This window comes from Pseudomonas sp. GW821-FHT02A11 (assembly GCF_059421985.1).
Map to the genome: position 1 here is coordinate 20,039 of NZ_JBWKWB010000027.1, position 21,042 is coordinate 41,080.

The 21,042-nt window shown below is 60.8% G+C and carries 18 protein-coding genes; 12 read left to right on the top strand and 6 right to left on the bottom strand.

All coding sequences use genetic code 11. The features are described from left to right. Positions 1-123: 123 nt before the first annotated feature. The 5 genes from AC07V9_RS25495 to araD1 all read left to right on the top strand — a co-directional run bounded on the left by AC07V9_RS25495 (position 124) and on the right by araD1 (position 6,331). Positions 124-1,473 carry an MFS transporter gene (locus AC07V9_RS25495; protein ID WP_495018403.1) on the top strand — a complete coding sequence of 450 codons (1,350 nt, stop codon included), beginning with the start codon at positions 124-126 and terminating at the stop codon, positions 1,471-1,473. Then, positions 1,466-2,425 carry an amidohydrolase family protein gene (locus AC07V9_RS25500; protein WP_495018404.1) on the top strand — a complete coding sequence of 320 codons (960 nt, stop codon included), beginning with the start codon at positions 1,466-1,468 and terminating at the stop codon, positions 2,423-2,425. The genes AC07V9_RS25495 and AC07V9_RS25500 overlap by 8 nt, the downstream gene beginning before the upstream one ends. Next, positions 2,422-3,426, top strand: a complete 1,005-nt coding sequence (locus AC07V9_RS25505) for a 4-hydroxythreonine-4-phosphate dehydrogenase PdxA (RefSeq protein WP_495018405.1) — start codon at positions 2,422-2,424, stop codon at positions 3,424-3,426. The genes AC07V9_RS25500 and AC07V9_RS25505 overlap by 4 nt, the downstream gene beginning before the upstream one ends. A 553-nt stretch (positions 3,427-3,979) precedes the next feature. Next, positions 3,980-5,155, top strand: coding sequence for an L-rhamnonate dehydratase (locus AC07V9_RS25510; protein WP_495018406.1), 1,176 nt, complete (start codon positions 3,980-3,982; stop codon positions 5,153-5,155). 180 nt (positions 5,156-5,335) lie between these two features. Then, entirely contained in the window at positions 5,336-6,331 is a 996-nt protein-coding gene (gene araD1, locus AC07V9_RS25515; protein ID WP_495018407.1) for an AraD1 family protein, read from the top strand. Positions 6,332-6,464: 133 nt separating this feature from the next. Here the strand turns inward: araD1 and AC07V9_RS25520 are convergent, their stop codons facing one another. From AC07V9_RS25520 to AC07V9_RS25530, 3 genes are all read right to left on the bottom strand, one after another. Further along, positions 6,465-7,757 (bottom strand): MFS transporter, encoded by a 1,293-nt coding sequence (locus AC07V9_RS25520; RefSeq protein WP_495018408.1) that lies wholly within the window; start codon positions 7,755-7,757, stop codon positions 6,465-6,467. 259 nt (positions 7,758-8,016) lie between these two features. Beyond that, positions 8,017-9,102 (bottom strand): tRNA (uridine(54)-C5)-methyltransferase TrmA, encoded by a 1,086-nt coding sequence (gene trmA / locus AC07V9_RS25525; RefSeq protein WP_495018409.1) that lies wholly within the window; start codon positions 9,100-9,102, stop codon positions 8,017-8,019. Then, positions 9,099-10,391: an NCS2 family permease gene (locus AC07V9_RS25530; protein ID WP_495018410.1), complete on the bottom strand. Its 1,293-nt coding sequence runs from the start codon at positions 10,389-10,391 to the stop codon at positions 9,099-9,101. The genes trmA and AC07V9_RS25530 overlap by 4 nt, the downstream gene beginning before the upstream one ends. Positions 10,392-10,868: 477 nt before the next feature. Here AC07V9_RS25530 and choX point away from each other — a divergent pair, with 477 nt between their 5' ends. From choX to AC07V9_RS25555, 5 genes are all read left to right on the top strand, one after another. Then, positions 10,869-11,810 carry a choline ABC transporter substrate-binding protein gene (gene choX / locus AC07V9_RS25535; RefSeq protein ID WP_495018411.1) on the top strand — a complete coding sequence of 314 codons (942 nt, stop codon included), beginning with the start codon at positions 10,869-10,871 and terminating at the stop codon, positions 11,808-11,810. 181 nt (positions 11,811-11,991) lie between these two features. Continuing rightward, positions 11,992-12,927 carry an alpha/beta hydrolase gene (locus AC07V9_RS25540; RefSeq protein WP_495018412.1) on the top strand — a complete coding sequence of 312 codons (936 nt, stop codon included), beginning with the start codon at positions 11,992-11,994 and terminating at the stop codon, positions 12,925-12,927. Positions 12,928-13,188: 261 nt separating this feature from the next. Beyond that, on the top strand, positions 13,189-14,628 hold the full coding sequence (locus tag AC07V9_RS25545; protein ID WP_495018413.1) for a cytochrome ubiquinol oxidase subunit I: 1,440 nt from the start codon (positions 13,189-13,191) through the stop codon (positions 14,626-14,628). Positions 14,629-14,630: 2 nt separating this feature from the next. Continuing rightward, positions 14,631-15,638, top strand: a complete 1,008-nt coding sequence (gene cydB / locus AC07V9_RS25550) for a cytochrome d ubiquinol oxidase subunit II (protein ID WP_495018414.1) — start codon at positions 14,631-14,633, stop codon at positions 15,636-15,638. Between the two features lie 12 nt (positions 15,639-15,650). Beyond that, positions 15,651-15,818 carry a DUF2474 domain-containing protein gene (locus AC07V9_RS25555; protein WP_495018415.1) on the top strand — a complete coding sequence of 56 codons (168 nt, stop codon included), beginning with the start codon at positions 15,651-15,653 and terminating at the stop codon, positions 15,816-15,818. Positions 15,819-15,963: 145 nt separating this feature from the next. Here AC07V9_RS25555 and AC07V9_RS25560 read toward each other — a convergent pair whose 3' ends face one another. Further along, a complete protein-coding gene (locus AC07V9_RS25560; RefSeq protein WP_495018416.1) occupies positions 15,964-17,088 on the bottom strand; it encodes a methyltransferase in 1,125 nt (374 codons plus the stop codon). A 158-nt stretch (positions 17,089-17,246) separates the two neighbouring features. Continuing rightward, positions 17,247-17,471 carry a helix-turn-helix domain-containing protein gene (locus tag AC07V9_RS25565; protein WP_495018417.1) on the bottom strand — a complete coding sequence of 75 codons (225 nt, stop codon included), beginning with the start codon at positions 17,469-17,471 and terminating at the stop codon, positions 17,247-17,249. A gap of 366 nt (positions 17,472-17,837) precedes the next feature. Here AC07V9_RS25565 and AC07V9_RS25570 point away from each other — a divergent pair, with 366 nt between their 5' ends. Continuing rightward, entirely contained in the window at positions 17,838-18,614 is a 777-nt protein-coding gene (locus AC07V9_RS25570; protein ID WP_495018418.1) for a ferredoxin--NADP reductase, read from the top strand. Positions 18,615-18,773: 159 nt separating this feature from the next. Here the strand turns inward: AC07V9_RS25570 and mscL are convergent, their stop codons facing one another. Further along, positions 18,774-19,223 (bottom strand): large-conductance mechanosensitive channel protein MscL, encoded by a 450-nt coding sequence (gene mscL / locus AC07V9_RS25575; protein WP_495018419.1) that lies wholly within the window; start codon positions 19,221-19,223, stop codon positions 18,774-18,776. A gap of 269 nt (positions 19,224-19,492) precedes the next feature. Between mscL and AC07V9_RS25580 the strand changes: the two genes are divergently transcribed. After that, positions 19,493-21,034, top strand: a complete 1,542-nt coding sequence (locus AC07V9_RS25580) for a catalase (RefSeq protein ID WP_495018420.1) — start codon at positions 19,493-19,495, stop codon at positions 21,032-21,034. Positions 21,035-21,042: the final 8 nt, after the last annotated feature.

The following is a 21,042-nucleotide window of genomic DNA, read 5'->3' on the forward strand; positions in this document are numbered from 1 at the left end:
CAGCTATCACCGTATTTCCAGCTTTGATTAGACGGTTATCGCTCACGCCTCGATAGTGGCTGCACACCGACGCTCTCGTCTGAGCCGTCGACTATAAAAACAACAACATCGAGGTACGCACCCATGGCTCGCAGCAGCGCCGACGTGCACCTGTCCGCAACAGGTGAACCGTATGCCCCTCCCGTTTCCAGCGTTGCGCGTGTGGCCAGGGCCGGCACGGTGCGGTGGCGTATCTTCGCAATCATCTTTGTACTCACGATGGTCAACCTGATCGACCGGGTTTCGCTGTCGATCGCGATGCCGACCATTGCTAGGGAATTCACCCTGTCGCCAGCGATGCAGGGGCTGATTCTCAGCAGTTTTTTCTGGGCCTACGCGCTGTTGCAGATCCCGGGCGGCTGGATGATCGACCGGTTTGGGCCGCGTCGTGTGATCACGTGGTCCACCGGTTTGTGGGGCACGTTTCAGGTGTTGGCGGGGTTTGCCACGGGCGGTGCTTCGCTGTTGTTTGCGCGGATGTTTCTCGGTGCCGCGGAAGCGCCGTTGTTCCCGTCGGGCGGCAAGCTGATTTCGTTGTGGCTGGCGCCGAGTGAGCGCAGTCGCGGTGCGGTGATGATGGACAGCGGCAGCCCGTTGGGCGTGGCGTTGGGTGGTCTGATCATCGCCTATCTGATCGTGTCGCTGGACTCGTGGCGCTCGGCATTCGTCATCGCCGGTGTGGCGACACTGCTGCTGGGTTGGGTGTCGTGGCGCTACCTGCGTGACGACCCTTCGGTACACCCGCAGGTCAACGAAGCGGAGCTTGCCAAAATCAATGCGGGCCGTGAGACGCCTGCTGCCGAAGCGGCGCGAGCCAAGGTCAAGGGGCTGGGCATCGCGGCACGCTCCTTGGTGGGCCTTTTGATCGGTCGTTCGACTTGGGCGATGGTGTATTTCGGTCTGCTGACCTGGGGCCCGAGCTACCTGGCTCAGGCGCGGGGTTTCGACATCAAGGGCATTGGCTTTGCGACTTTCGTGATCTTCATCTGCGGCTCGCTGGGCTCGCTGACTGGCGGTTTTCTTTGCGACGGCCTGATTCGCAAAGGCGTGCGTCGTGGCGTGGCGGTCAAGGGCCTGCTGACCTTCTCTGGGGTGATCGCCCTTGGCGCGCTGTTGCTGCTGCCGAACCTGAGCGACCCGATTGCGGCCGTGGCGCTGCTGGCGATGACCGCGTTTTTCCTGATGTGGGGCAGCCTGTACTGGAGCTTCCCGGCGCTGCTGGCAGCACCGGCTCGCGTTGGTTTGATCGGCGGCGTGATGAACCTGGCGGGCAGCATTGGCGGGATTTTCGTGCCGATTCTGGTGGGCCTGATCCTGCAATTTTTCGGCGGTTTCGGCGCGGTGCTGGCGTTCTTCGCGATCTGCGCGGCGCTGTTCGTGCTCGCCACGTTGCTGATTGGCCTGGATGGCAATCAGGAGGTGGGTCATGTCTGAGGAGGTCTACAGCGGGCCGATCGTCGATGCCCATCATCACTTTTGGGACCCGCAGACCAACTACCACCCCTGGCTCGCGGAAGGCGCGAACATCCCGTTTCGTTACGGCGATTACTCGGCAATCAAACGCCGTTACCTGCCGCCTGAGTACTTCGCCGACGCAGGCGAGCACAACGTGGTGCAGACCGTTTACGTCGAGACCGAATGGGACCCGAGCGACCCCCTTGGCGAGACCCGTTTCATCGAGCAGATCGCCGCGCGTTATGGCGTACCCAATGCGGTCGTCGCGCAAGCCTGGCTCGATCATCCGGATGCCATTGCGCTGCTCGTCGAACAGGCATTGTTCGCCAGCGTGCGCAGTGTGCGGCACAAGCCGGGCGGCCCGGCTTCGCCCGAGCAGGTGGGCGAACAACGTACGTTGATGAGCGACGAACACTGGCGCCGCAGCTACGCAACCTTGCATGACATGGGCCTGCACTTCGACCTGCAGACGCCTTGGTGGAACCTGCCAGAAGCCGGGTTGCTGGCGCGGGATTTCCCGCAGACCACGCTGATTCTCAATCACGCGGGGCTGCCATCGGACCGCAGCGTCGAGGGCCTCGCTGGCTGGCATGGCGCGATGGCGAAACTGGCCGAGCAGCCCAACGTGGTGGTGAAGATTTCCGGGTTGGGCCTGCGCGGTCGACGCTGGAGTGCCCAGGACAACGCCTGGATCGTGCGCGAGATCATCGCCATGTTCGGCGCCTCGCGTGCGATGTTCGCCAGCAATTTCCCGGTCGACAGCCTGTGCGGCTCGTTCGACGACATCTACAGCGGTTTCAAACACATCGTTCGTGATCTGCCCCGCGCCGATCAGGAGCGTCTTTTCTACAGCAACGCGCAGCGTATTTACCGTTGCGAGCCGTGCGTCGTGGCGCGTCCGTGGCAGGAACAGATGAGGAGTCAGGCATGAACAAAACCCGAATTGCGATGGTACTCGGTGACCCGGCGGGCATCGGCCCGGAACTGATCGCGCGGCTGCTCAGCGATGAGAAGGTGCGCAGCCAGGCTCAGGTGATTCTGATCGCCGACGAAAGCGAGATGCGTCGGGGGATGGACATCGCCGGGCTGTCGTTTCCATATCGGCAGATCGATTCGCTGGAGTCGCTGGACTTCACCGACGACACGCCGCTGTTCTACAACTTTCGCGGCGATGCCGTGGGTGACTTTCCGCGCAGCGAAGCCAGTGCCATCGGCGGGCGTTATTGCCTCGACACGCTGAAGATCGCTGTCGAACTGACTGCTGCGAAAATCACCAATGCCGTGCTGTTCGGCCCGCTGAACAAGACCTCGCTGCACATGGCCGGCATGGCCCACAACGACGAGCTGCACTGGTTCGCCGAGCAGCTGGGTTTCGATGGGCCGTTCTGCGAATTCAACGTGATGGACAGTCTTTGGACTTCGCGCGTGACGTCCCATGTGGCGTTGTCGGCGGTGCCGGGCTTGTTGAGCCAGGAGCGGGTGATCGAGGCGATCCGGCTGATCGACACCGCCCTCAAGCGCAATGGCCTGAAGGCGCCGCGCATCGGCGTGTGCGGGTTGAATCCGCACAACGGCGACAACGGCTCGTTCGGTCGGGAGGAGCTGGACATCATCGGCCCAGCAGTGAAAACCGCGCAGGCTCAGGGCATGAATGCCGATGGGCCGTATCCGGGCGACACGATTTTTCTGAAAGTGCAGGGCGATGCCAATGCCTTCGACGCGGTGGTGACGATGTACCACGACCAGGGGCAGATCGCGATCAAGCTGATGGGCTTCTCGCGCGGCGTGACGGTGCAGGGCGGCCTTCCGATTCCGATCACCACGCCCGCCCACGGCACGGCGTTCGATATTGCCGGGCAAGGCAAGGCGAATGTCGGCGCAATTCGCCAAGCGTTCGAGATTGCCTGCCGCATGGGGCAGAGCAACGTCTGACGGTTGACCCCAACAGCGACAGCCCACGTTTTGCCGCACGGTGTGATGAGCGCCGTGCGGCTTTTTTTACCTGTATTTTCTGCATCGACACTGTCCCGCTTCTGCCGAAGGCGTAGGAGCAAGCTTGCTCGCGATCTGGCGCGAAGCGGCAGCACGTTCCGGCAACTCGGTCTGTCAGGCCCGCCACAGTTGCAGGCTTTACGACTGCTTCGCAGCCGATCGCGAGCAAGCTGCGCTCCTACGGGCTGCGCTCACAATCAAAAGCCGGTTCGATGCAGCTGTGGACACCGGTGCCCAGAATCAAACGCTGGCGCGTGTCAGCTCCTATAACCCCTGCACTGACTAAGTCTTTCTACTGATCACCTCTGGCTATCACTGGATACGCATAAGTGATTAGCCGAGCTCCGGTCGCGGCTGGCTAAATTCCCCCATCGACGCGCCCCGCAAAGCCTTTGCGTTCTGCGGCTCGGGTGTTGAAGAACAATGACAAGAAGCCCTGTTTCGGTCCTCCCGAAATCCTTGGGCATAACCCGCAGTGGCAAGGACTCTTCTCATGAAAATCAAGGCAATCCGTACCCGCGTATTCGAGTGGAAAGGCAAGGTCGTCCCACCTCAGGCGCACTTCTGCACCAACGCCAGTGACATCCTTTTCGAGCGCGGCGATGCCATGGGCTCCTTTCGTTTCCATGGCTGGCTGGTGGTGGAGGTCGAGACCGACAACGGCATCGTCGGCATTGGTAACTGTGCGCTGGCGCCGCATGTGGCCAAGGAAATCATCGACACCTACCTGGCGCCGATCGCCATCGGTGAAGACCCGTTCGACAACGAATACATCTGGCAGAAGATGTACCGCCAGAGCCACGCCTGGGGCCGCAAGGGCATCGGCATGGCCGCCATCTCTGCGATCGACATCGCCATTTGGGACATCATGGGCAAGTCCGTGAACAAGCCGGTGTTCAAGCTGCTAGGCGGGCGCACCAAGGAGAAGATCTGGACTTACGCTTCCAAGCTGTACGCCAACGACAACCTGGACCTGTTCCTGGAAGAAGCCCAGGGCTACCTGAGCCAGGGCTTCACGGCGATGAAGATGCGCTTCGGCTACGGCCCGAAAGACGGTCCGGCAGGCATGCGCCGCAACATCGAACAGGTGCGTGCGCTGCGTGAACTGGCAGGCCCGGACGTCGACATCATGCTCGAGTGCTACATGGGTTGGACCCTGGAATACGCTCGCCGCATGCTGCCAAAACTGGCGGAATTCGAGCCGCGCTGGCTGGAAGAGCCGGTGATCGCCGACGACCTGGAAGGCTACATCGAGCTGAAGAAGATGGGCATCATGCCGATCTCCGGCGGCGAGCACGAGTTCACCTCCTACGGCTTCAAGGACATGCTCGAACGTCGCGCCATCGACGTGATCCAGTACGACACCAACCGCGTGGGCGGCATCACCGCAGCGCGCAAGATCAACGCCATGGCCGAAGCCTGGTCGGTACCGGTCATCCCTCACGCAGGCCAGATGCACAACTATCACCTGACCCTGTCCACCACCGCCTCGCCGATGGCCGAGTTCTTCCCGGTGTTCGATGTTGAGGTCGGCAATGAGCTGTTTTATTACGTGTTCAAGGGCGAGCCACAACCGGTCAATGGCTACATCCAGCTGGACGACCACAAGCCGGGCCTGGGGCTGGAGATCTCCGATGAGTACCTGAGCGAGTTCAACATCATCGAGTGATGAGGGATTGGTGCCCAGCCACCCAACGCGTGGCGGGCGACCCCCTGTGGGAGCGAATTCATTCGCGAGAGGCCGGTACAGCCGATAGAGATTCATCGCCAGTAATGCCATTTCGCGAATGAATTCGCTCCCACAGGTCAGTCATGTGTGTTCCGAAATTCCGAATCACGGAGATAAACCATGCGCCTGATCCAATTCGAAACCACTCACGGACAACGCCAGGTCGGCGTCGTCGAGGGTGCTCAGGTCAATGTCGTTCGCGGCACCACCAGCACCCGCGAACTGGCCCTGGCGGCCATTCGCAGCCAGCACGGCCTGAGCGCCGAAGTCGGCAAACGCGGCACCGAGCCCGGGCCTGATTACGCGGGCCTGTTGCAGCGCGGCCATGTCCTGCCGCCGCTGGACCACGATGATCCGGCCCATTGCCTGATCAGTGGCACCGGCCTGACCCACCTGGGCAGCGCTTCGGCGCGTGACAAGATGCACCAGCACGAGGGTGAAGTCGAAGCGGGCATGACCGACACCATGAAGATCTTCAAATGGGGCATCGAGGGAGGCAAGCCAGCGCAGGGGCAGGTCGGCGCCCAGCCGGAGTGGTTCTACAAGGGTGATGGCAGCATCGTCGTGCGCCCAGGCGCGGACTTCCCGGTGCCCCCATTTGCCGAAGATGCAGGCGAAGAACCCGAGCTGACCGGCCTCTATGTGATTGGCGACGACGGCCAGCCCTATCGCCTCGGCTTCGCGCTGGGCAACGAGTTTTCCGATCACGTGATGGAGCGCCGCAACTACCTGTACCTCGCTCACTCCAAGCTGCGTTATTGCGCCTACGGCCCGGAATTGCGCGTCGGCGAGCTGCCGCGTCACCTGTCCGGCATGAGCCGCATCACGCGCAAGGGCGAAGTGATCTGGGAGAAGGAATTCCTCAGCGGCGAGGACAACATGTGTCACAGCCTGGCCAACCTCGAATTTCACCACTTCAAATACGCGCAGTTCCTGCGTCCGGGTGACGTGCACATTCACTATTTCGGCACGGCAACCCTGTCGTTTGCCGACGGCGTGAAAACCCAGCCTGGCGACCGCTTCCAGATCAGCCTCGACGCATTCGGCGCGCCGTTGGAAAACGGCATTGGCGAAGGCCCGCGCCCGGTGGCCATCGGTCAGGTCAACACCTTGTGAGGCGCGTTTGATGTCATCGAACAGGGACATGAATTGATCGCCGGGCAGCGAAAGGCGCAGGCGGGAGACGGCCGGCCAATGGTGGTGTAATCCGACAATGCATTCCACAGGTGCGTGCACCTGTGGAACAGGATCACACTCGCGTCGTTTGCTTCTCGGTCACTTCAGCCGGTGAGGCATCGGCAAAGTGATTCACCTGGCGCAACGGCTTGAATGCCCACATCCAAGTGCCCACCACGCCCAGCGTGCACAACCCGCCAATCACTGCAGCAGGCACGGCGCCGAACAGCGAGGCGCTGCTGCCTGCGCGGAACTCACCCAGCTCGTTGGACGAGCCAATGAACAGCATGTTCACGGCGTTGACCCGGCCGCGCATCTCGTCCGGGGTGGAGAACTGCACCAGCGTCGAGCGGATGTAGACGCTGACCATGTCTGCAGCGCCCGCGACCATCAAGGCCAGCAGCGACAGCCAGAACAGCGTCGACAGGGCGAACACCAGGTTGGCCATACCGAACACCGCAACGGCAATGAACATCACCAGCCCCACATGGCGATCGAACGGTCGCGCAGCCAGGTACAAACCGGTAGCTACTTCTCCCAGACTCATCGCACTGCGCAACGCCCCGAGGCCTTGTGGCCCCAGGTGCAGCACTTCGTGGGCGTAAATCGGCAGCAGCGCCACCACACCGCCCAACAGCACAGCGAACAGGTCCAGGGAGATGGTGCCAAGGATGATCGGCCGCGAGCGGATGAAGGCGATGCCAGCGGTGAAGCGTTTCCAGGCGGTGGATTCGAGAATCTGCTTCTTGCCGGCGTACAGCACCTGCACGCGGCTGAGCAGCAGCACGCCCGCGATAAAGCTGGCCATGCACACGCTGTAGGTCAGCCCGCCGCCGCCCGCGGCATACAAGCCACCGCCGACCAGAGGCCCGGCGATGGTGGCGATGCGCATGATCATGCTGTTGGTGGCAATCGCCGAGGCCAGTTTTTCGCGAGGCACCACTTGCGGCAGCAGGCTTTGCAAAGACGGGCCGGTGAAGGCGCGGGCGCAGCCGAACAGGGCGAGGGTCGCGTAGATCAGCCGGGTGTCCTGGTGATGGGTGACAGAAAACAGCATCAGCATCAGGCTGCACAGGGCCTGTACGGTCCAGCTGATGGTCAGGATCAGCTTGCGGTCGTAGCGGTCGATCAGATCCCCGGCAGGCATCAGCAACAGCAGCATCGGGATGAACTGCGCCAGGCCCACGTAGGCCAGCGAGATCGGGTCGCGGGTCATGTCATAGACTTGCCAGGCGACAACCACGGCCTGGATCTGCATGGCGAAGACGGCAGCAAGACGTGCGGTCAGAAAAGCGAAGAAGCCGGGTTGCTTGAGCGCGCTCTGTGCGGCGGACTCGGCAGATGAGGCGGGCGATTCGGAACTCAAGGCAGGACATCCATCGAAGCGAAAGACGGCCGACTGTTATACACCTACAAGGAGGTATATGCCTCTTACTGTCAGAAATTTAATGATGGGTGGTCGGAGAATGGCACACACTTTGTAGGAGCGCGCTTGCCCGCGATGCGAGCTGTCTGTGCCATATCCGGCGCCTGACACGCCGCCTCGCGGGCAAGCGCGCTCCTACAAATAAAGGCAGGTGACCGTTCCTGCGCGCAGTGGGGACGATCATGTGTAACGTGTCGGCTCAGCGTCTGACCAGCAACACACCCGACTCCATATGGTGCGTATACGGAAACTGGTCGAACAGCGCGCAGCGCTCCACCCGGTGGGTGTCGTGCAGTTGAGCGATGTTGGCGGCCAGGGTTTCCGGGTTGCAGGAGATGTACAGGATGCGCTCGAAACGCCGGGTCAGCTCGCAGGTGTCCGGGTCCATGCCCGCGCGCGGCGGGTCGACGAACACGCTACCGAAGTCGTAGCTCTTGAGGTCCACGCCGGCCAGACGACGGAACGGGCGCACCTCGTTCAGCGCTTCGGTCAGCTCCTCAGCCGACAGACGCACCAGCGAGACGTTATCGACAGCGTTGTCCGCCAGATTGCTCAGGGCGGCGTTGACCGAGGTCTTGCTGATCTCGGTGGCCAGCACTTTGCGCACACGGGTTGCCAGCGGCAGGGTGAAGTTGCCGTTGCCGCAATACAGCTCCAGCAGGTCATCCTCGCGGTCGCCCAGCGCTTCATAGGCCCAGCTCAGCATCTTCTGGTTTACCGTGCCGTTGGGCTGGGTGAACGCGCCTTCCGGCTGGCGATAGCTGAAGGTTCGCCCGGCAACGTCGAGCTGTTCGGTGACGTAGTCGCGACCGATGACCAGACGCTGGCCCTTGGAGCGCCCGATCACGCTGACCTTGAGCTCGGCCGCCAGTTGCACGGCTTCCAGCTTCCAGGCGTCGTCCAGCGGGCGGTGATAGCACAGGGTGACCATGCCGTCGCCTGCCAGGGTGGTGAGGAAGTCCACCTGGAACAGCTTGTGATTGAGCGTCTTGCTGGCTTCCCAGCGTTCACGCAGCACCGGCATCAACGCGTTGATCTGTTCACTCGCGATGGGGAAATCGTTGATCAGGATCGGCGTGTGCTTGTCGCCCGGCGTGAACATCGCGTAATGACGCCGGCCCTCTTCGCGCCACAGGCGAAATTCGGCGCGCAGGCGGTAATGCTCGCGCGGCGAATCGAAGACTTGCGGCGCAGGCGCATCGAACGGCTTGAGCAGCTCGCGCAGGCGGTCGGCCTTTTCATCGAGCTGTTGGCTGTAATTGGCGGGGTCGAACGGAGCACTCATGGGTAAAAGCCCAACTTGATCACGAACAGGATCGACAGCACCACCAGCGCCGAATTCAGCTCGCGGCCGCGGCCCGACAAGAGCTTGATCACTGTCCAGGAAATGAAGCCAAACGCGATGCCGTTGGCGATGGAATAGGTGAACGGCATCGCCAGCGCGGTCAGTACCACGGGTGCTGCTTCGGTGATGTCGTCCCAGTTGATTTCCGCCAGACCCGAGGTCATCAGCACCGCAACGAACAGCAGGGCAGGGGCCGTGGCGAAGGCCGGAACGCTACCCGCCAGCGGTGCGAAGAACAGCGCCAGCAAAAACAAGACAGCCACCACGATGGCCGTCAGACCGGTACGGCCGCCGGCGCTCACGCCTGCCGCGGACTCGATGTAGCTGGTGGTGGTCGAGGTGCCCAGCAGGGAACCGGCCATGGCGGCGGTGCTGTCGGCGACCAGGGCGCGGCCCATTTTCGGCATGTGGCCGTCCTTGCCCATCAGTCCCGCACGCTTGGCAACGCCGATCAGGGTGCCGGAGTTGTCGAACAGGTCAACGAACAGGAAAGAGAAAATCACGCTGACCAGACCGATGTTCAGTGCGCCCGGAATGTCCAGTTGCAGGAAGGTCGGCGCCAGCGAAGGCGGCATCGAGACCACGCCGCCGAACGGCGAGAAGCCCATCACGATCGAGACGATGGTCACCGCCAGAATGCCGATCAGCACCGCGCCGCGCACTTTCAGGGCTTCCAGGGCCACGATCAGGACGAAACCGAGGGTCGCAAGGATCGGTGCCGGTTTGGCCAGATCGCCCAGGCCGACCATGGTGGCCGGGTTGCTGACCACGATTTCGGCGTTGTGCAGGGCGATCAGCGCCAGGAACAGGCCGATACCGGCGGCGATGGCCGAACGCAGCGGCAGCGGGATGCTGTTGATGATCCACTCGCGGATGCGAAAGATCGACAGCAGGAAGAACATCACCGCCGAGATGAATACCGCACCCAGCGCCACTTGCCAGGTGTGGCCCATGTGCAGTACCACGGTGTACGTGAAGAAGGCGTTCAGGCCCATGCCTGGCGCGAGCGCGATCGGGTAGTTGGCGATCAGGCCCATGACCGTGGAGCCGATGGCAGCAGCCAAGCAGGTGGCGACGAAAATCGCGCCCTTGTCCATGCCGGTCTCACCGAGGATGCTCGGGTTGACGAACAGGATGTAGGCCATGGCCAGGAAGGTCGTGACCCCGGCCAGGATTTCGGTACGCACATTGGTGTCATGTGCCTTAAGTTGAAACAGCCGCTCCAGCATGTGTGGCTCCCCGGTGACGCATTGCGCCATTAATGAAATCGACTAAAACAGCAAAGCACAGCAGGCGAATGAGCTCGCACAATTTCACTGCACAAATTCTGCCAGTCGCAAAAAAGCCGCGCATCATACCAGCAGCCATGCGCGATGGGGGGAGGCGCCGATGGGCAACTTTCCTGTGGGAGCGAATTCATTCGCGAGAGGCCGGTACATTCAACACATCGCTTTTGCCCGAACGATTTTTCGCGAATGAATTCGCTCCCACAGAGGGATCTCCAGCGACGCACGAAGATGATGTCAACAGGCTACTTTTGTAGATGTCGCTCCAGTGCAACCACAGGTCGCGCTGGTGCGTTTTGTCCAAAGGGCGGCTGCGTAATTTGCATCAACGCGGCAGCAATGCATTGTCGTGGGTCTTCAAGCCTTAGAAAACTGCCGAAAAGAGCTGAATAAAATAACGAGCCGACCCGAGGAGCACGCATGAAGAGATTTATTCGTCAGATCAGTTGCGGTGTGTTGATGCTGAGCAGCACCGCCTTGATGGCAGCCGAACCTGCCAAATGTCAGAGCGTACGCATGGGTGTGGTCAACTGGACTGACGTAATCGCCACCAGCGCCGTGGCCGAAGTGCTGCTGCAAAACATGGGCTACGACGTCAAGCAGACCAGCGCCGCTCAGCAGATCGTTTTCGGCGGCTTGCGCGATGATCGACTGGACGTGTTCTTGGGCTACTGGAAACCGGCGATGGACAAGAACATCGCACCGTTCGTGGCCGCCAATCAGGTCAAGGTCTTCGACACCCCGAGCATGAACGACGCCCAGGCCACCCTGGCGGTGCCTCAATACGTTGCCGATGGCGGCCTGAAAACCTTTGCCGACATCGCCAAGTTCAAGGACAAGTTGGGCGGCAAGATCTACGGCATCGAACCCGGCACCGGCGCCAACGCCAATATCAAGGGCATGATCGAGAAGAACCAGTTCGGTCTGGGCGGCTTCCAGCTGGTCGAGTCGGGTGAGGCCGGCATGCTCGCCGCGGTACAGCGCGCGACCAAACGTAATGAATGGGTGGTATTCGTCGGCTGGACGCCGCACCCGATGAACATCAACATGAAAATCGCCTACCTGACCGGCAGCGAAGATGTGTTCGGACCGGGTGAGGGGGCTGCGACCGTGTCGGTGGTGACCGCGCCGGATTACGCCACCCGCTGCCCGAACGTCAACAAGCTGATGAGCAACCTCAAGTTCACCGCGGCCCAGGAAAGCCAGATGATGGTGCCGATCATGGACCGCAAGGCCCCGACCGATGTGGCCAAACAGTGGCTCAAGGATCACCCGGAAGACACCAAGCGCTGGCTTGAAGGCGTGACCACCTTTGATGGCAAGGATGCAGCGACGGCTGTGCAGGTGGCGGTGAACAAGTAAGCGGCGCCAAGGTCGCATCGATACCCTGTGGGAGCGAATTCATTCGCGATGCGGTGGTGCAGCCGATATAAATGCGTCGGATGCACTGACCCATCGCGAATGAATTCGCTCCTACAGGTTTGTGTCCGCTCCAATGATTTAGAACCCTCGATCCCGGCGTTCAGGCGGGCTGGAGCAGCAAATGCCCACTCAATACCCTCTCTCGCCCGAAATGGCGCTGTTCATCGAGAAATCCCTGAGTTTCAGCGTTGATTCATCGGAGATCGCTGTGCAGCGGCGTTCTTACTCTCGCCTGTGCGAAGCCTTTACCCCGAAGCGCCCCGCCGATCTCGAGGTCAAGGATTTCAGGCTGGCAGATGTGCCTGTTCGCAGCTATCGACCCGATCACCTTTCCCTCGAACACCCTGCGCCCTACGTGCTGTACCTGCATGGCGGTGGTTGGGTGGTCGGGGATCTGGACTCCCATGATTTCCTGACCGCGTCGCTGGCTATTGATCTCAATGCCGTGGTCATCGCCGTGGATTACCGGTTGGCCCCCGAACACCCATTCCCTGCGGGTTTCGGCGATTGTCTGGCGGTCTGGCATGCTTTGCAGATTCAGGCTCAGCGGCTGGACATCGATCCCTACCGCATTGCCATCGCCGGTGACAGCGCCGGAGGCAACCTGGCGGCGGCGGTCTGCCTGGCCCTGCGTGAAGCGGGCGAGCGGCAGCCGGTGGGGCAGGCGCTGGTCTACCCGGCCCTTGGCGGCGCCGATGATCTGCCGTCGCGCAGCGAATGTTTCGACGCACCGCTGCTCAGTACCGCAGACCTGGGGTTCTATGGGCAGTTGTATATGAAGGAAGGCGAGCGCTCGCCTTATGCGATGCCGCTCAATGCCACTGACTTTCGCGGCCTGGCCCCGGCCTTTATCGCCGTAGCGCAATTCGACCCTCTGCGCGATGACGGCGTCTGTTACGAACGCGCCTTGCGCGAAGCCGGCGTGACCACCGAGTTCTACCCAGGCAATGGGCTGGTGCACGGCAGCCTGCGCGGGAGGGGGCAGGTGCCGGAGGTGGATGCGCTGTATCAGCGCTTGGTGACGGCATTACTGGGATTCTTACGCCGCTCGCTGTAAACGCGGGTACGCGACGTTCCTACGGCCTCTGGCCAGAAATCAAGAGCGGATCGAAGCACGGCATCATTGGGCATTGCTCTGATCCGCTTTTCTCCACCTGCTCTGCATCAGAGGGTGAGGCAACTCGTCACGCGACAAAAGGCCACGCGGATCATGTGCCAAAATGGGACTACTCTTTCAACGTTGATTGATCTGTGTCAATGAACCGCTGCGCTCTGATTTACCGGTCGGCAGCCAGTGTCACCTGATAGAGGAAGACCTATGTTCGGTTTAGAGGCTCTCGATCTCGCCCGAATCCAGTTCGCGTTCACTGTTTCATTTCACATCCTGTTCCCTGCCATCACCATTGGTCTGGCGAGTTTCCTCGCTGTGCTCGAAGGCCTGTGGCTCAAGACCCACGACAACACCTACCGCGACCTCTATCACTTCTGGTCGAAGATCTTTGCCGTCAACTTCGGCATGGGGGTGGTCTCGGGGCTGGTCATGGCGTACGAGTTCGGCACCAACTGGAGCCGATTCTCCGACTTCGCCGGTGCGGTCACCGGGCCCTTGCTGACCTACGAAGTGCTCACCGCCTTCTTCCTCGAAGCAGGTTTCCTGGGTGTCATGCTGTTCGGCTGGAACCGTGTGGGCCGTGGCCTGCACTTCTTCGCGACGGTCATGGTGGCCGTTGGCACGCTGATTTCCACCTTCTGGATTCTGGCGTCCAACAGCTGGATGCAGACCCCGCAAGGTTTTGAAATCGTCGATGGCCGAGTGATTCCGGTGGACTGGCTGGCGGTGATCTTCAACCCGTCATTCCCCTACCGTCTGACGCACATGGCGATTGCCGCGTTCGTCGCCACGGCCTTCTTCGTCGGCGCCTCGGCGGCTTGGCATCTGCTGCGCGGTCGCGACAACCCGGCGATCCGTCGCATGTTGTCGATGGCCATGTGGATGGCGCTGATCGTCGCGCCGATTCAGGCGGTGGTCGGCGATGCCCATGGTTTGAACACCTTGGAGCATCAGCCTGCCAAGATCGCGGCCATCGAAGGGCACTGGGAAAACGTCGGCAACGAGCCGACCCCGCTGATCCTGTTCGGCATCCCCGACATGAAGGAAGAACGCACCAAATACGCGATCGAAATCCCGTATCTGGGCAGCCTGATCCTGACCCACAGCCTGGACAAACAGATTCCGGCGCTCAAATCGTTCCCGCCTGAGGACCGCCCCAATTCCACGATCATCTTCTGGTCGTTTCGCATCATGGTGGCGCTGGGCATGCTGATGATTTTCGTCGGCCTGTGGAGTGCCTGGCTGCGCTGGCGCGGCGGGCTGTATAGCAACCGCCTGTTCCTGAGGCTGGTCATGTGCATGGGCCCGGCGGGCCTGATCGCGATGCTGGCGGGTTGGTTTACCACGGAAATCGGGCGTCAACCCTGGGTGGTCTACGGGCTGATGCGCACGGCCAACGCGTCTTCGAACCACAGCGTGGCGCAGTTGACCATCACCCTGGTGCTGTTCGTCGTGGTGTATTTCATGCTGTTCGGCGCAGGCTTCGGCTACATGATGCGTCTGGTGCGCAAAGGGCCGAAAACCCACGAAGGCGATGACACGCCCCACGGTGGTCCCGGTCAGAAACGCACTCCAGCACGTCCTCTCTCCGCTGCCGACGAAGGCAGCGAAGAAGGCCACAAAGACAGCCTGCGTGAGGTGAACTGAGCATGGGTATCGATCTTCCACTGATCTGGGCCGTGATCATCATCTTCGGCATCATGATGTACGTCGTCATGGACGGCTTCGACCTGGGCATCGGCATTCTTTTCCCGTTCATCAAGGGTAAATCCGACCGCGACGTGATGATGAACACCGTCGCGCCGGTCTGGGACGGCAACGAAACCTGGCTGGTCCTGGGCGGCGCCGCGCTGTTCGGTGCCTTCCCGCTGGCTTACTCGGTGGTGCTGGAGGCGCTGTACCTGCCGCTGATCTTCATGCTCATCGGCCTGATCTTCCGTGGCGTGGCCTTCGAGTTCCGCTTCAAGGCCACCGACGCCAAGCGTCACCTCTGGGACAAGGCGTTCATCGGCGGTTCGCTGGTGGCGACGTTCTTCCAGGGCGTGGCACTGGGCGCGTTCATCGACGGCATTCCGGTGGTCAACCGCGCTTACGCGGGCGGCGGGCTGGACTGGCTGACGCCGTTCTCGCTGTTCTGCGGCCTGGCACTGATCGTGGCGTACGCCTTGCTCGGCTGCACCTGGCTGATCATGAAAACCGAGGGCGGCTTGCAAAAAGCCATGCACGATCTGGCACGTCCATTGGCGCTTGCGACGCTGGTGGTGATGGGGATCGTCAGCTTGTGGACACCGCTGGCGCACCCCGACATCGCCGACCGCTGGTTCAGCCCGGCCAACCTGATCTGGTTCATGCCGGTGCCGGCGCTGGTGCTGGTGACCCTGTACGGGCTGTTCAAGGCGGTGGAACGCAATGCGCATTACACGCCGTTCCTGCTGACACTGGTGCTGATCTTCCTGGGCTACAGTGGTTTGGGTATCAGCTTGTGGCCGAACATCATTCCGCCGTCGATCTCGATCTGGGATGCCGCGTCGCCGCCGCAGAGCCAGGGCTTCATTCTGGTGGGCACGCTGTTCATCATCCCGTTCATCCTGGGTTACACCTTCTGGAGCTACTACGTATTCCGCGGCAAGGTCACCCACGAAGACGGCTACCACTAAGAGGGCATGGCGATGACCGGCAAGGATTCTCTGAGCGAAGACGACGGAGCGGTGAAAAAGCCGCTCTGGCAGCGACTCGGCTGGCTGGTGGTGATCTGGTCAGGCAGCGTGCTGGCGCTGTTTGTCGTTGCCACCCTGTTGCGCATGTTCATGACTGCGGCGGGGATGAAGACTCACTGATCGTGCCTGGCAGCACGGTCCCGTTCCTGTAGGAGCCAATTCATTCTCGAAAGGCCGGTACGGATCACACATCTGTATCGGCTGAACCATTTTTCGCGAATGAATTCGCTCCCACAGGGGGGACTTCATCAGGCCTGGACGCGATTTATTTCCGAGCCTTGAGAATCACGAACTTCGGCGTCGCCGCCACCTGTTCCACGCCTCGGAACAGCCGCGCCAGCTTGGCGTGATAGCCCAGGTGCCGATTACCGACGATGTACAACGCGCCGCCCGTCACCAGTGCCGAGCGCGCCTGCTGGAACATCCGCCAGGCGAGAAAGTCTCCCACCACCTGCTGCTGATGGAACGGCGGATTGCACAGCACCACGTCCAGCGAATCCGGCTCTTGCCCGGCCAGGCCGTCTGCTGCGCGAATCTGCACGGCGCGATCGCCCAACGCCAGCTGCCAGTTTTCCTGCGCCGATTGCACGGCCATGTAGGATTCATCCACCAGCGTGTACTGCGCGTCCGGGTTGGCCAGGGCGCTGGCAATCGCCAACACGCCATTGCCGCAGCCCAGATCCGCGACCCGCGCGTTACCGAGGTTTTTCGGCAGATGAGGCAAAAACGCCCGAGTGCCGATGTCCAGGCCGTCGCGGCAGAACACGTTGGCGTGGTTGATCAGCTCAATCTTCGGCTCATCGAGGGTGTAGCGGGTGGGGAAGGGCGAGGGCTGAAAGGCTTTTGCTTCGGGCGTGCAGAACAACAATCGCGCTTTCTTCACCGCCAACGAAGCCTGCACCGGGCCGATGTAGTCTTCCATCAGTTCACCGGCCGAACGGGGCAAGTGTTTGATCATGCCCGCTGCCACCACTTTGGCACCCGGCGCCAACTGGCCCTGCAGGCGAATAAGCTGTTCTTCCAACAAGGCCAAGGTTTTCGGCACGCGAATCAGCACCCAGTCGAAGGGGCCGGTCAGCGGTTCGCTCGCCGGAATCACCGGCACGGCGTCATAGGCCTGGCCGTTGCGCGCCAGGTTCTTTTCCAGCGCCTGAACACCGAGAAATGAATCGCTGCTGCTGAACACCGCTGCATGGGGCGCAAGGCTTGCGGCCAGTGCGCCAAAGCTGTCGTTGAGAATCAGCACGCGGGTCTGCAGGGTCAGCCCGTGCTCGGCCACATGGTTGAGCAGGTATTCGTCGGCGGCATCGAAGGCCTGCAGCGGTTCATCCGACTGCTCCGGCTGGCGGATCAGGTCGAGCTGGGCGAAAGGCGTGGTAAGCAGGGGCATGTGCTGGGAAATTCCATTCGGTGACGACGCTATCGGGCGCTCGGCGGTTGTCATGTAAGCGCCGTTGCAACCGGACTCACGAAATCAGCGATTTTACGTGTTTTTTGCCCGTACGCACCTGAGGTTTGCATCTCCTCCACTCGCTTCCAAGATTTGCGCTATGACTGAAAAACCCCATGAAGCGCCGCCTGCACCACCGCCGACATCTTGTTGTTGACCCCCATTTTGCGAATCGCGCTGCTGATGTGGAAATTCACCGTGCGTATCTTCACGTCGAGAATCATCGCCACTTCAGCCGCTGTCTTTCCTTCAGCGGACCATTTGAGCACTTCGATTTCCCGAAGTGTCAGGCCGCTGTGCACGAGTGGGGCGGCCTTGGCCATCTGTAGCAAATCCAGTCTCATGTATTCCATTACAAGCCTCCATGCCCGTTGTTTGCTGACTGCCGTTTTGATTGAAGTCTAGGAAAGGAATCTTCAGGCAGATCAATGCAGGGCGCAGGTTGCGGACAGGCGGTAAGCGGCGATTTTTTTAGATGTAAAAAAGTCTATTTAAATCAGCTTCTTACGCGTTTCGCGCGGCAGACTTTTTATCTCTCGCGATAAACCTCATCGCGAAATGCTCTAAAAAAGGCGCGTTGGCTTACACGTCCGGTCGATGGATACCACTACAAACCCGCAGTGTTTATCGGCTGCAGTTTGCGGGAAACTGTGCGCTACCCCATGAGTGACAGGAGCCAAGAGCGCCCCATGACTGCCAGTGCAGAGAAATTCACCCGGCAAACGCTGCTGGACGTCACCCCGCTGACACCCAGCCTGTTCACCCTGCGCACCACTCGCGACCCCGGGTTTCGCTTCACGGCGGGGCAGTTCGTGCGCCTGGGCGTGACCAAGGCGGACGGCAGTACGGTGTGGCGGGCGTATTCGGTGGTGTCTTCACCGTTCGACGAATTTCTCGAGTTCTTCTCCATCGTCGTGCCGGGGGGCGAATTCACCAGTGAACTGAATCGTCTGCGTGAAGGCGACACCTTGATGGTGGAAAAACAGGCCACTGGCTACCTGACACTCGATCGGTTCAACGACGGCCGCGACCTTTGGATGTTGTCCACCGGCACGGGCGTTGCGCCGTTTCTATCGATTCTGCAGAACTTCGAGGTCTGGGAGAAATTCGAGCGCATCATCCTGGTGTACAGCGTTCGCGAGGCGAGAGAGCTGGCGTATCAGCAAATGATCGCTGAACTCACTCAACGGGAGTACCTGGCCGAATACGCGGACAAGTTCACGTTCATCGCCACGGTCACCCGCGAAGACCATCCGGGTGCACTGCACGGGCGCATCACGACCTTGATCGAAAATGGCGAACTGGAAAAGGCGGCGGGCGTCGAGCTGTCCCCAGAGCATTCGCGGGTGATGATCTGCGGCAACCCACAGATGATCGAAGACACCCGCGCCGTGCTCAAAACCCGCGACATGCGCCTGGCCCTGACCCGTAAGCCGGGCCAGGTGGCGGTGGAAAATTATTGGTAGCAATGGCGCCACGATCTTCGATGTGAACGATGATCTGTGGGAGTGAGCTTGTTCACAAAGGCTCTATCCCGGCCGCTGCATATCTGGCGGATGTAACAGCCCCTTCGTGAGCAAGCTCACTCCCACAGGGGCCAGCATACGACGGGAAACAGTGCGGTATTAAACCAACCGATCAGGATTCACCGGCAATGGCGCCGCCGGTTTGTTGTTCTGCTCTTTGAGCAGGTCGCGGATCTCGGTCAGCAGCGTTTCCTGTGGCGTCGGCGTGGGTGGTACGGAAGGTGCCTTGGCCTCTTCACGCTTCAAACGGTTGATCGCCTTCACACCCATAAAGATCGCAAAGGCCACGATGATGAAGTCGACCACCGTCTGAATGAACTTGCCGTAGGCCAGCACGACAGCCGGTGCCGTGCCTTCGGCACCTCTGAGGGTAATGGCCAGATCACTGAAGTCCACGCCGCCAATCAGCAGTCCCAGCGGCGGCATGATTACATCGCCGACGAACGACGAAACGATCTTGCCGAATGCCGCGCCAATGATGATCCCGACAGCCATGTCGACGACGTTTCCTTTGACGGCAAAGGCTTTGAACTCGCTTAGTACGCTCATGATGTATTCCTTTGTTACAGATGAGGGTGGTGGATGCAGTGTATGTCAGCTACACGCATCTCGCGTAATCCATTCAATCGACCGGATCGAGTCGCGTTAGTTTTGCCGAAAGTGTCAGGTTGTTCGTTTGTTAACTGCAACCATCTGATTTAAAAGGTTTTATTGGTATGTATTTCTACGGGTGACGATTGCGGATTAATCCATGGGAGTTGTTTTAGCCTTCCCGGGTGCCTTTGAGGGCGCTCAGAAACCCAAATGGAAGTGAATCTATGCAAGCCATCATTGCCTCAACCGTACTGTCGAGGGCGACCTGCCTCACCCTAATCGCCACCAGCCTGTTTTCAGCCTCTGTGTCGGCGCAAATCCTCACTCGCGACAACGGCGCCGCCGTCGGCGACAACCAGAATTCACAAACCGCAGGTCCCACTGGCCCGGTGCTGTTGCAAGACGTCCAGTTGATTCAGAAACTGCAACGCTTTGACCGCGAGCGTATTCCGGAGCGTGTCGTTCACGCTCGCGGCACCGGTGCCTATGGTCAGTTCACCGTGACCGACGACCTCAGCGACCTGAGCAAGGCGCAGGTCTTCCGAGCGGGCGAAGTCACTCCGGTTTTCGTGCGTTTCTCCTCCGTGGTGCACGGCAATCACTCACCCGAAACCCTGCGCGACCCGAGAGGGTTCGCCACGCGGTTCTACACCCGTGATGGCAACTGGGATCTGGTGGGCAACAACATCCCTACGTTCTTCATTCGCGATGCGATCAAGTTTCCCGACATGGTCCACGCCTTCAAACCCGACCCACGTAACAACCTGGACAACGATGCGCGGCGCTTCGACTTCCTGTCCCATGTGCCCGAGGCCACGCGCACCCTGACCGAGCTGTATTCCAACTATGGCACGCCGGCGAGCTACCGGGAGATGGACGGCAACAGCGTGCACGCTTACAAATTGATCAACGCCAGCGGCCAGGTTCACTACGTGAAGTTTCAGTGGAAAAGCCTGCAAGGCATCAAGAACCTGCGCCCCGCCGAAAGCGCGAAGGTCCAGGGAACGGACTTCAGCCACATGACCCGCGACCTGGTCAGTCAGATCCGCCAGGGCAATCACCCCAAGTGGGACTTGTACGTGCAGGTGCTCAAGCCTGAAGACTTGCCGACGTTCGATTTCGACCCCCTCGATGCCACCAAGATCTGGCCAGCCGTTGCTTCACGCAAAGTCGGCCAGATGGTGCTCAACCGCAACCCCACCAATGTCTTCCAGGAGACCGAGCAAGTGGCGATGGCGCCGTCTAACCTGGTGCCGGGCATTGAGCCTTCGGAAGATCGTCTGCTGCAGGGGCGGGTATTTTCCTATGCCGACACCCAGCTCCACCGTCTGGGCGCGAACGCACGGCAGTTACCGATCAATGCGCCGAGGGTCCAGGTCAACAACGGCAATCAGGATGGGGCCCTCAACAGCGGCCGTACCGTTTCCGGTGTGAACTACCAGCCAAGCCGCCTGCACCCTCGGGAAGAACAACCCCAGGCGCGTTACAGCCAGTTGCCCCTCGAAGGCCAGACCCAGCAAGCGAGAATCCAGCGCGAGCAGAACTTCAAACAGGCCGGTGAGCTGTACCGCTCTTTCAGCAAGCAGGAACGCAAGGACCTGATTCAGAGCTTTGGTGCGTCCCTGGCCACTGCCGATGAGGTGAGCAAGCACATCATCCTGTCTTTTCTGTACAAGGCTGATCCGTCCTACGGCGAGGGCGTGACCAAAGTGGCGCGGGGCGATCTTGTCCACGTCAAACGCCTGGCCAGCCAGCTCTCGGACTGACCTGGGCA

Excerpts from the sequence above, each read along its gene's own strand:
- AC07V9_RS25495 (WP_495018403.1), top strand. The coding sequence starts at position 124 with ATGGCTCGCAGCAGCGCCGACGTGCACCTGTCCGCAACAGGTGAACCG.
- AC07V9_RS25500 (WP_495018404.1), top strand. The coding sequence starts at position 1,466 with ATGTCTGAGGAGGTCTACAGCGGGCCGATCGTCGATGCCCATCATCAC.
- AC07V9_RS25505 (WP_495018405.1), top strand. The coding sequence starts at position 2,422 with ATGAACAAAACCCGAATTGCGATGGTACTCGGTGACCCGGCGGGCATC.
- AC07V9_RS25510 (WP_495018406.1), top strand. The coding sequence starts at position 3,980 with ATGAAAATCAAGGCAATCCGTACCCGCGTATTCGAGTGGAAAGGCAAG.
- araD1 (WP_495018407.1), top strand. The coding sequence starts at position 5,336 with ATGCGCCTGATCCAATTCGAAACCACTCACGGACAACGCCAGGTCGGC.
- trmA (WP_495018409.1), bottom strand. The coding sequence starts at position 9,102 with ATGAGTGCTCCGTTCGACCCCGCCAATTACAGCCAACAGCTCGATGAA.
- AC07V9_RS25530 (WP_495018410.1), bottom strand. The coding sequence starts at position 10,391 with ATGCTGGAGCGGCTGTTTCAACTTAAGGCACATGACACCAATGTGCGT.
- choX (WP_495018411.1), top strand. The coding sequence starts at position 10,869 with ATGAAGAGATTTATTCGTCAGATCAGTTGCGGTGTGTTGATGCTGAGC.
- AC07V9_RS25540 (WP_495018412.1), top strand. The coding sequence starts at position 11,992 with ATGCCCACTCAATACCCTCTCTCGCCCGAAATGGCGCTGTTCATCGAG.
- AC07V9_RS25545 (WP_495018413.1), top strand. The coding sequence starts at position 13,189 with ATGTTCGGTTTAGAGGCTCTCGATCTCGCCCGAATCCAGTTCGCGTTC.
- cydB (WP_495018414.1), top strand. The coding sequence starts at position 14,631 with ATGGGTATCGATCTTCCACTGATCTGGGCCGTGATCATCATCTTCGGC.
- AC07V9_RS25555 (WP_495018415.1), top strand. The coding sequence starts at position 15,651 with ATGACCGGCAAGGATTCTCTGAGCGAAGACGACGGAGCGGTGAAAAAG.
- AC07V9_RS25560 (WP_495018416.1), bottom strand. The coding sequence starts at position 17,088 with ATGCCCCTGCTTACCACGCCTTTCGCCCAGCTCGACCTGATCCGCCAG.
- AC07V9_RS25565 (WP_495018417.1), bottom strand. The coding sequence starts at position 17,471 with ATGGCCAAGGCCGCCCCACTCGTGCACAGCGGCCTGACACTTCGGGAA.
- AC07V9_RS25570 (WP_495018418.1), top strand. The coding sequence starts at position 17,838 with ATGACTGCCAGTGCAGAGAAATTCACCCGGCAAACGCTGCTGGACGTC.
- mscL (WP_495018419.1), bottom strand. The coding sequence starts at position 19,223 with ATGAGCGTACTAAGCGAGTTCAAAGCCTTTGCCGTCAAAGGAAACGTC.
- AC07V9_RS25580 (WP_495018420.1), top strand. The coding sequence starts at position 19,493 with ATGCAAGCCATCATTGCCTCAACCGTACTGTCGAGGGCGACCTGCCTC.